Source organism: Cryobacterium sp. M96, assembly GCF_002929845.1.
In the GTDB taxonomy this organism is placed as follows: Bacteria; Actinomycetota; Actinomycetes; order Actinomycetales; family Microbacteriaceae; genus Cryobacterium; species Cryobacterium sandaracinum.
Window position 1 is genome coordinate 39,396 of sequence record NZ_PJJS01000032.1, and the last position, 10,146, is coordinate 49,541.

Annotated in this window: 9 protein-coding genes; 6 read left to right on the forward strand and 3 right to left on the reverse strand. The window is 67.5% G+C overall.

What is annotated here, in order from left to right; all coding sequences use genetic code 11:
* Nucleotides 1-44: 44 nt before the first annotated feature.
* Nucleotides 45-947: a sulfurtransferase gene (locus tag CXY79_RS02690; protein ID WP_104099619.1), complete on the reverse strand. Its 903-nt coding sequence runs from the start codon at nt 945-947 to the stop codon at nt 45-47.
* 181 nt (nt 948-1,128) lie between these two features.
* On the opposite strand from CXY79_RS02690, the gene zapE reads away from it, so the two are divergent.
* A complete protein-coding gene (zapE, locus tag CXY79_RS02695) occupies nt 1,129-2,178 on the forward strand; it encodes a cell division protein ZapE (protein ID WP_104099620.1) in 1,050 nt (349 codons plus the stop codon).
* Nucleotides 2,179-2,391: 213 nt separating this feature from the next.
* Nucleotides 2,392-3,663: an ammonium transporter gene (locus CXY79_RS02700; RefSeq protein ID WP_104099621.1), complete on the forward strand. Its 1,272-nt coding sequence runs from the start codon at nt 2,392-2,394 to the stop codon at nt 3,661-3,663.
* 48 nt (nt 3,664-3,711) lie between these two features.
* Here the strand turns inward: CXY79_RS02700 and CXY79_RS16345 are convergent, their stop codons facing one another.
* Nucleotides 3,712-3,855, reverse strand: a complete 144-nt coding sequence (locus CXY79_RS16345; protein ID WP_134342495.1) for an SHOCT domain-containing protein — start codon at nt 3,853-3,855, stop codon at nt 3,712-3,714.
* 566 nt (nt 3,856-4,421) lie between these two features.
* Here CXY79_RS16345 and CXY79_RS02705 point away from each other — a divergent pair.
* From CXY79_RS02705 to CXY79_RS02720, 4 genes are all read left to right on the forward strand, one after another.
* The gene (locus CXY79_RS02705) at nt 4,422-4,688 is read left to right on the forward strand and encodes a hypothetical protein (RefSeq protein ID WP_104099622.1); all 267 of its coding nucleotides are present in this window, start codon (nt 4,422-4,424) and stop codon (nt 4,686-4,688) included.
* 439 nt (nt 4,689-5,127) lie between these two features.
* On the forward strand, nt 5,128-6,516 hold the full coding sequence (locus tag CXY79_RS02710) for a LuxR C-terminal-related transcriptional regulator (protein ID WP_199186712.1): 1,389 nt from the start codon (nt 5,128-5,130) through the stop codon (nt 6,514-6,516).
* A 132-nt stretch (nt 6,517-6,648) separates the two neighbouring features.
* Nucleotides 6,649-8,094: a flotillin family protein gene (locus tag CXY79_RS02715; protein WP_158250210.1), complete on the forward strand. Its 1,446-nt coding sequence runs from the start codon at nt 6,649-6,651 to the stop codon at nt 8,092-8,094.
* Nucleotides 8,095-8,246: 152 nt separating this feature from the next.
* A complete protein-coding gene (locus tag CXY79_RS02720; RefSeq protein ID WP_104099625.1) occupies nt 8,247-8,978 on the forward strand; it encodes a YqjF family protein in 732 nt (243 codons plus the stop codon).
* 574 nt (nt 8,979-9,552) lie between these two features.
* Here CXY79_RS02720 and CXY79_RS15865 read toward each other — a convergent pair.
* The gene (locus CXY79_RS15865) at nt 9,553-9,708 is read right to left on the reverse strand and encodes a hypothetical protein (protein ID WP_158250211.1); all 156 of its coding nucleotides are present in this window, start codon (nt 9,706-9,708) and stop codon (nt 9,553-9,555) included.
* Nucleotides 9,709-10,146: the final 438 nt, after the last annotated feature.

Consider the following 10,146-nt stretch of genomic DNA (forward strand, 5'->3'; position numbering starts at 1 on the left):
ATGCGCGGGCCGTGAGGCCCCAGAATCCGAGTGGGCTGGCCGGCTCAGCGGGGCTGAGGTGCGGCGCCCGGCTCCGTGCCCATCACGATCGGCACGTGCACGGCGTTACCCCATTCGGTCCAGGACCCGTCGTAGTTGCGCACGCCTTCGAAGCCGAGAAGGTGGGTCAGGACGAACCAGGTGTGGCTGGACCGCTCGCCGATCCGGCAGTAGGCGATGACGTTGTCGCCGTCGGAGAGGCCGGCCTCGTCACGGTAGATGGCGTCCAGCTCGCTTCGGGTGCGGAAGGTGGCGTCCGGGGCAGCGGCGCGCGCCCACGGCACCGACGCCGCCGACGGGATGTGGCCGCCGCGCAGGGCGCCCTCCTCCGGGTAGGCCGGCATGTGGGTGCGTTCGCCGGTGTACTCCTCGGGGGAGCGCACGTCGATCAGCGGGTTCCCGAAGTGCGCGAAGACATCCTCGCGGAATGCGCGGATGGCGGAATCGTTGCGCGGGGCGACCGGGTACACGGTCGGGGTGATAACGGGCTTGTCCCGGGTGAGGCCTCGTTCCTCGGCCACCCACTTGTCACGGCCGCCGTCGAGCAGGCGGACGTCTTCGTGGCCGAATAGGGTGAACACCCACAGGGCGTAGGCCGCCCACCAGTTGTTCTTGTCGCCGTAGATGACCACGGTGGTGTCGCGGGAGATGCCCTTGGCACCGAGCATTGCGGCGAAGGCGGCACCGTCGACGAAGTCGCGCTCGACCGGATCATTGAGGTCGGTATGCCAGTCGATTTTCACGGCTCCCGGAATGTGGCCGGTTTCGTAGAGCAGAACGTCTTCATCCGATTCGACGACAACAAGACCGGGGGTTTCGAGATGCGCCTGCAGCCACTCGGTGCTGACCAGACGTTCGGGGTGGGCGTAGGCCATGAACTTCGGTGCCGGATCGAGATCAACAGACATGGGGGGAACCTCCTGGTGGCGTCCGATGGACACTGGAATCAAATGGGCGCGGTTTAGGCTGGTTACCGGTCCGCGTTTTCGAATCTACGCGGTATGGGTCCTGATCGCATCCGCGGTCGTTCTTCAACGATGGTGCTCAGACCGGGACTATCAGTTCGACACAGAAACCGGGTACTACAGCATGGCTCCACGAGCTCTCAGCCAGGTGCAACGTTTGGCCGATCGCTCTCCGAGCATCACCGGGCCGGAGATCGTGGCCGAGTTGGTTCCGCCGCCCCAGTTCGAGCACGCCACCTTCGCGTCGTACCGACCTGACCTGAACTTCCCCTCGCAGCTCGAGGCCGTGGAACGGCTGGGCACCTTTGCCGGAGCCTGGCTGGCCCAGCGGCCCAGCGGCTTCTTCTCCCGCACCCGCAAGCCCAAGCCGGAGCTGCCGGGCATCTACCTGGACGGTGGTTTCGGCGTCGGCAAAACCCACCTGCTGGCCGCGCTCTGGCATGCCGCCCCGGGACCGAAATACTTCGGCACCTTCATCGAGTACACCGCACTGGTGGGAGCACTCGGCTACGCAGCCACCGTCAGGCAGCTCTCCGGCGCCCGCCTGATCTGCATCGACGAGTTCGAACTCGACGACCCGGGCGACACCATGCTGATGACCCGGCTTCTGGGCGAGCTCGTGGCCTCGGGTACCCGCGTCGCCGCCACGTCGAACACGCCGCCGAATTCGCTGGGCGAGGGGCGTTTCGCCGCGATCGACTTCCTTCGCGAGATCCAGGCGATGTCCGCGAACTTCGAGATCGTGCGTATCGACGGCCTCGACTTCCGCAGGCGCGACATCGAGGGCCACGCCATCGCCGTGTCCCGGGACGAAGTGGACCAGCTGGTGCCCGCCCTGGTCGAACGCGGCTCCACGGTGACCCGGGACGACTTCGGCGACCTGATCCGACATCTCAGCACGGTGCATCCGTCGAAGTACATCAAGTTGATCCACGGCATCGACGTCATCGCCCTGACCGATGTGTACCTACTGACCGACCAGACGGATGCCCTCAGGCTGGTCGCCTTCATCGACCGGGTCTACGACGCGGAGATTCCGATCATCGCCAACGGGCAGCCCCTGAACGAGGTCTTCGACGAGGAGATGCTCTCCGGCGGTTACCGAAAGAAGTACCAGCGGTCCCAGTCCCGTCTCGTGGCGCTGACCACAGGTGAGCTTCCACCGCACGACTGATCCACGACTGATCGAGGCCGGGCCACCGCTCTGCCCGCCGGAAACGCGATGTTAACACCATCACTCGGCGCGTAACGCGGGCGAAACATCCGCGCGCACTCACCGAAACCTCACAACTTCAAACTGACTCTGTACCCGCCGAGACACGATCAACCGCTCACCCTGTGCACGTCGACGGCAACCACTGTTAGTTAGCGAGAGGTAACCATATCCATGGTTCAACTGTCAGTCCTGTTGGACGCCACAACTGATGAAATAGCCCTGAATCTCAATTCTTTGTGGCTCCTCGTCGCGGCCGCCCTCGTGCTTCTGATGACTCCCGGTGTTGCCTTCTTCTACGGCGGAATGGTGAAGGCGAAGAGCGTCATCAGCATGATGATGATGAGCTTCGGCGCGATGGGCGTTGTCGGTGTGCTGTGGGTGCTCTACGGCTACGGGCTCGTCTTCGGCCCGCCGCTGATCCCCGGTTTCCTCGGCAACCCGTCCGGGCTGCTCGGCCTGAGTGGGCTGCTCGGCGCCGGGGAAGACGGATCCCTCTCTCCCGACCTGAACGGGCTGGCGTTCGCCGGCTTCCAGGCCACCTTCGCCATCATCACCGTCGCACTGATCTCTGGTGCGATCGCCGACCGTGCCAAGTTCGGCGCCTGGTTGATCTTCGCCGCCGTGTGGTCGACCCTGGTGTATTTCCCGGTCGCCTACTGGGTCTTCAACCTCGCCGACGGCTGGGCTCCCGCCGCTCTCGGGGTCAACGACTTCGCCGGTGGCACCGCTGTGCACATCAACGCCGGTGCAGCCGGTCTGGCTCTCGCCTTGGTGCTCGGCAAGCGGGTGGGTTTCAAGAAAGGCATCTCCAAGCCCCACAACGTTCCGCTCACCCTCCTCGGTGCCTCGCTCCTGTGGTTCGGCTGGTTCGGTTTCAATGCCGGCTCCGAAGCCGCCGTCGACGGTGTCGCCGCCCTCGCCTGGATCAACACGCTCGTCGCTCCCGCCGCCGGTATTCTCGGCTGGCTGATCGTCGAGAAGATCAAGGACGGCAAGCCCACCTCGATCGGTGCCGCCTCGGGTGCCGTCGCCGGGCTCGTCGCCGTCACCCCTGCCTGTAACATCCTCACCCCGTTCTGGGCGATCGTCCTCGGAGTCCTCGTCGGAGCGGTATGCGCGGTTGCCATCGACCTGAAGTTCAAGTGGGGCTTCGACGACTCGCTCGACGTGGTGGGCATCCACCTCATCGGTGGCATGATCGGAACGCTCTACATCGGTATCTTCGGGTCGGGCATCGGCCTGCTCGACACCGGCAGCCTCAACCAGCTTTGGGTGCAGCTCGTCGCAGCCTTCGGCATCGCGATCTTCTCCTTCGTGATGGCCTACGGCATCGGCGTGATCATTCAGAAGACGATCGGCTTCCGAATCAACAACGAAGACGAGGTGGCCGGAGTGGACACCATCGTGCACGGTGAAGAGGGCTACGCGCTCGACGCCGTCTAACCATGAAGCAGCACCGCCCTGTGCGTGCTGTCCTATTCGGTGGCTGTCCTATTCGGTGTAGGACGACCTCGACAGCGCCTGGGACTTCAGGGCGTCGAACTCGGCCGGGGTGATCGCGCCCGCATCGTGCAGAGCCTTCGCCCGGCCGATCTCCTCCGTGGGCCCGGCACTGGTTCCGGCGACACTGCGGATGCACTGATCGGTCTGCGCCTGGTACTCCCTCGACTCCGTGGAACTGCGTGCACCCTAGCCGTGGGGCAGGCCGAGAGCCACGGTGACGAGGCTGAACGACCACTCGGGGCCGCGAATGGAGGACGCGTCTCTATGACCTCGCATCGGGTACCGGCTCAGATGGCGCTTCCGGGAGCAGCCCTGACACCGGGAGCCGTGACACCTGCAGCGTCGTCACCGGCTGCACCGTCACCGGGGGTCGGCACGCCGATCCCGGCTCCGTCGACCGCTGAGGTGAAACGGCCGCGGCTTGATGGTGCATTTCATCGGCTCATCGCCGGCGAAGCGCGCTGCGTCTGCGTGTGGGCTGCGGCAGGCTCCGGGAAGATGACCCTGCTGGCGTCCTGGGCTGGCCGTTTTCACCGGAACGGGGAGTCGGTCACTTGGGTACGCGCGCAGCCGGGCCGGTTCCGTCCCGCTGACGTCTGGCGGCAGGTCGGGCGGCGCTCGGGGGTGTCAGACGACGGGGACACCCGGTACGTGTTCATCGGTGGGTTGGACCGTGTCGAAGCGGATCGGCCGGGCTGGTGGGCGAGCTGGTCGCGTCGGCGCCCGAGGGCATCCGTCTCGTGGTCGCCGGGCGCACTCGGCCGTGCGCAGGGCCGACGCGACTGCGCGGCGACGGCTCCATGGTCGACGTGCCGCCGGCGGACCTGGCGTTCGATCGGAGCGAGCTGCTGCTGATCGTGCCGTTCCTGCACGGGAGGGACGATTCCGCACGGCTGGTGGTGGATTTCGACGGTGACGATCCGGCGGTGGCCGGTTTCCTCCGGTCGGAGATCATCGCCGGCTGAGCTGACGGTGACGAGAACACGAAGCTGCGCGCCGCCGTCAGGCCTGTCCTCTCGGTCAACCTGGCCGTCGAGGTGACGAAGCGAGCGGATGCCGGGGCTGGGCTGGACCGGCTGGCCGGGCCCAGCGCACTTATCACCAGGGAGAGCGGCGACGACACCAGGGCGTATCTGATCCACTCGATCCTGCTGGCCTATCTGCAGGGCGAGGTGCGGCGACGTGACTTCGTGGCGGCGGCGGCTCACGAGACCGCGGCCCGGTGGTTCGCGCGCCGCGCCGACGGTCAAAACGCTCTCGAGCAGGCGCTTGCTGCCGGGCTGCCCGTCCTCGCCGCCGAGATGCTCGATGCTTCGGTCTCGATCTCGTGCTCAGGGGAACGCCCGACCTCGTCCTCCGTGCCCTGGCAGAGCCGGCCGTGCGCGCCGGAACCCAGGTGCATCCGTGGCGGCGTCCCTGAGGCTGCTCCTGGACGCGCCGTACTTTCCCGACCGGGGGCAGGCCGACCACCTGCTGGCGGAGCTCGAGGCGGTGGGGCTCGCGTCCGGCGGCAGTGCGGAGATCTGGACCGTCGTGATCGACGCGCTTGCCGCCTTCTTCGCAGCGACGCCTGACGAAATCCGGGACCGTCTGGCCAGGCTGGGCGCCGTCCGCGCCGCACCGGGGCGGCGAGACCTCGGTGTCGACCTGCTGGCCGCCACCGCGGAGACCTGGTGCCGCGCCGGTCTGGGCGAGGCGGAGCGAGCCGAAGCGGGACTGCGAATGGTCGCTGTGACCGCGCGGAATGCCGGTAACCAATGGCTGTTCCTTCTTGCCGGCGACCTCGCCGCCGTGTCGGCCTCCCGCCGGGGCGACTGGGCCCGCGCCGGTCTCATCGACGATCAACTCGCTCGGGCGACGGATGCCGCAGGGCGCCCGGCCACGGGTGCCGTGGCATCCGTGGCGGGGGCGGCGTTCGACCGTGCAGCGGCCCGCGCCTCGGTCTCGCTCCAGATCCGCCGGTACGAACGCTGCGAGCCGATCGATCAGGGCGTGCTGGAACGGCTTGTCGCGGCCGACCCTCTGGTGTGCGATTCCGGACTGATCGTGCCCGCCCAGACCTTCCTGTCCCTGTCGGCACCGGCGGCGGACCCGAGGCGGCGATCGGTGCTCGAGAATCTGAACGGCTTGATGCGGGAGAATGCGGACGCCCACCCGCGTGTGCCGAGCCTGTGCTGCATCCCCTGGTTCGAGCTGACCGGTGTGCTGGACGGGCGGGCCGAGGCCCGACGTGTCACGCTCCTGGTGGAGAACGTGCTGGGTACGGACTCGTTGGAGGCCGTGCTGCTCCGCTCCCTGGCGTACCCGCCGGCCCCGGGCCGCCACGGCGCCGGTGGGCGGCTGGAAGCCGCCGCAACGCCGGCCGCCCGGTGTTGGCGCGGGTCCACGCTCGTGAGCGCCTGGATCGTGCTCGCCGGCATCGCTGAGGAGAGTGAACGATCTGCCGAAGCGGATGCCCGTCTGGCTCGGGCGCCGCGCCTGGCTGAGCAGCTGCGGGACCTCGACGGTTTCGCAAGCCGGATTGTGACTCGGTCCGCTCAGGCGCCGGGGGAGAATTGCCCAGCCCCAGCCCCAGCCCCAGCCCCGGCCCCGGCCCCGGTCGCACCGCTCACCGAGCGGGAGCGGGTGCTGCTGCGCGAGCTGCCCTTCCATCAATCCGTGGCGGACATCGACCGCAAGCACAATGTGAGCCCGAACACCGTCAAAACTTATCTGCGCAACATCTATCAGAAGCTTGAGGACACCGACCGCACCCGGGCCGTGACTATTGCTCAGGAGCGCGGCCTGCTCTGACCTGCACCCCCCGAATGGGAATGGTTCCGCCTGACCCAGACCACTAGGCTTCGAGGGTCTCGTGCCCGCGCGCGCCGCGCGAAGTGCCAGGCCACGTGCATGATCTTCGTGCCGGCGGAACGGAAGGACCCCATGTTTGAATTCCTGCTCAGCCCCATCCCCGGTCTCATCATGCTGGGTATCGTCGTCTTCCTGATCGGCCTGTTCTATGCCAAGAGCGTCTACAAGAACGCCGGGCCGGACGAAGCCCTGATCATCACCGGCAAGAAATCGAAGAAGACCATCGTCGACGGCGCCACGCTGGAGGAATCCGGGCAACGCGTCGTGCACGGCCAGGGCGTGTTCATCACCCCGTTCTTCCAGAAGGCGTTCAAGATCAGCCTGCGCAGCCGGGCGATCGAGATCACGGCCGTCGCCCAGGACCAGAACGGCGTCACCCTCACCGTGGAAGCAGTCGCCATTGTGAAGGTCGGCGACGACCCGGCCGCCATTCGTGCCGCCGCGCAGAGGTTTCTCGGCCAGGACAAGAACATCGACGGCTTCGCACAGGAAGTACTGTCGGGATCCCTGCGGTCGTCGATCGGTGGCACGAACGTGATGACCATCATCCAGAAGCGCGACGAGCTCGGCTCCTCGGTGCTGGCGACCGCCCGGGAGTCCCTGGCCAACCAGGGCGTCGACGTGGACTCGTTCGAGATTAAGGGCATCACTGACGAGAACGACTACATCCGGGACCTCGGACGCGCCGAGCAGGCCAAGGTGCGGCGCCAGGCCGAGGTTGCCGAGCACGCGGCCAACCGGGAGGCACAGGAGGCCGCCATTCTGGCCGAGCAGGCCATCGCCGAGGCCCAGAACACGCTCGCACTTCGAAAAGCGGCGCTGCAGCTGGACACCGACAAGGCCGCCGCCGAAGCCGCCGCGGCCAAGCCGCTGGCCGAGGCCAAGGCCCAGCAGGCCATCGTTCAGGAGCAGGAGCTCACCGCCCAGCGGCGCGCATCTCTCCGCAAGGCCGAGCTTGAGTCCGAGGTCAACGCGATCGCCGACGCCGAGGCGTACCGCATCCGGGTGACCGCCATCGCGGCGGCGGAGGCCGCCGTGGCCGGCGCGAACGCCGACCGCGACAGCCGCATCGCCAACGCCGAGGCCCTCCGCGCGGAGGGGCAGGCCGAGGCCGACGCCATCCTCGCCCGCGGTACCGCTGAGGCGACCGCTACCCGGCTGTCCGCCGAGGCCGTCGCCGAGCAGAGTGAGGCGCTGATCCAGCTTCGCATGGTGGAAATGCTGCCCGAGATCGCCCGCGAGCTGGCCGCTCCGATGTCGAACATCGACAACCTGACGGTCATCTCCACGGATGGCGCCAGCCAACTGACCAAGAATGTCGCTTCCGGTATCACCGAGGTCGACGGCGTGCTCAAGTCGACCATGGGTATCGGCATCCGGGAACTGCTCGGCAACCTCGTCGGTGGAGCCGCTGTCGGAGCGGCCGCGACCAAAACCGCCAAGCCACAGGCCTCACTCACGACCGCCCAGCAGGCCGACGTCGACAGCGCTCTGGCCGCGCCGGCCGTCGAGGCATAGCACGCAGTCAGGTCGGACGCTGATTCAGGCCTTCGCGCCTGGATCGCTCGCATTTCGAGGGCGTCGACCTGGTCCCGGTGCGAGTAGCGTTGATGTTCACAGAATGCCGCAGTCCGGTCCGCATGGGCTCGGGAACAAGGGGAGATTTCCAGATGACGGATGCCGCGATGGACCCGGTCTCGGCCGTTGCGCCCCTGCTGGCCGGGCGAGCGTCCTCGAGCCAGCGCTGGTCGAATCTGATATTCGTGCACTGGCGCGTGGACGCCGCTCTCGTGGCTCCGCTGCTGCCGGACGGTCTCGTGCCCGACGAATTCGACGGCGCTAGCTGGGTTGGGCTGATCCCGTTCGTGCTGGACCGGGCCACCGTCTTCGGCAGTCCGCCCATTCCCTACTTCGGCACCTTCGTTGAGGTGAACGTGCGCCTGTACGCGGTGGATGCGAACGGGCACCGCGGCGTGGTCTTCGTCTCGCTGGAGGCCTCCCGGCTGGCGGCTGTGCTGGCGGCCCGGGCATTGTTCTCGATCCCGTACATGTGGTCCCGCACCAAGCTTGAGGTCGGGGCGGGGGAATACCGCTACACCGCGCGCCGACACCTGGCCGCCGGGGCGCACACCGAGATCGTGGTGCGGCCGACTGCCCGCCCGGTCGTCGGCGACCCGCTCGCCGATTTCCTGACCGCCCGCTGGGCTCTATTCACCCGTACGCGTGGCCGCACGGTGCACCTGCGCAACCACCATGAGCCGTGGGAGCTCTTCGAGGCCGAACTGGTGAGCCTTGACGACACCCTGCTCGCCGTGGCGGGGTTCCCCGGGCTGGCCGGACGCGAGCCGGATTCCGTGCTGTATTCGCCCGGGGTCACCACCTGGTTCGGCGCCGCCGGCTGAGTCGCGGGCCGACGCTATCGAGGCAAGGTAGGACGGGGCGTTCGCTCGGCGGGCGGAACCGGTCGAGGCGCGCGTCGCTTCGGGCTGGCCCGCGCCGCGTTGGAGTCGGGTGAGATCAGTTGTCAGCATGCGAGGGTGGTGATCGTTCAGGCGTGGTCGGTGCCGACGAGGTGAGGCCGGCGTTCGAGGTGGAGGTTCTGCGTTCGGCAGGCAGGTTGCCGGCGTCGAAGTTGACGTACCAGGCCCCGCGGCATGGCGTCGCGGACGCTCTACGACCGTGCTGAGAAGGTGGCGCTGCGGTCCGATCGCCGCGGAGACGGCCCGGCGGATCGCGGTCGGGTGCCGAGCTTCACCCGGATTCTGGTGCGTCCGGAGGCGGGGGCGGTGCTCTTGGTCGGCCGCGACCGGTAGATGGTGCCGTAAGACCCGAAACGGTTCCTGCGGGTGTGGGTCAAACCTGCCGGTTTCCAGGCTGCAAACGGTCGGTCGCAAACTGCGATATCGAGCATTCCCTGGATTGATAGTTCGATGGGCTGACCGCGCACGACAATCTGGCACGTCTGTCTGCGGGCTGTCATGCGCTGACGAGCGAGACCGGTTGGCGGGTGTTGCACCGCGGCGGCGGCTTACGTGAGTGGACGTCGCCGACGGGGCGCAGGCTCGTGAGCGAGCCTGCCAGGGTCATCCGCTCGGCTCCGACCGAACCGTCGACCTCCTGGTGCGCCACCATGCCACGATCATGAGCGTAGTGCTGCTGGTCATCGGCGCGGCCCTGATCGGAGGGGGCCGGTCCGATCGGGGAAGCCCCCGGCCCGACCACCTGCGCCGAGGATGTCGCCTGGGTCGCACTCTCCCGGGTGCAGCCCCACGATCGACATCTCGTGCGCATGCTCGCGCATGGAGTCGACCGCAACCGTCAAGCCGCGTTACGCGGACTCAACGCGGTCTGACACAGCGCGGACTTCATGAGCGTTGTCGTCGGCAGCGTGAGAGCGGCAGGCTCTCCCGAACGAATTCGACGGAGATTTTGTCAAAATCGGCCCTAAATCGTTTGGAAATCCCGTTTTTCCGGAGAATCTCCGTCGAATTGGTTCCGGCTGCTCACCCAGCGAGACCCCAGTGGCACAATCATGGGCTGGGGCTGGGGCTGGGGCTGGGGCTGGGGCTG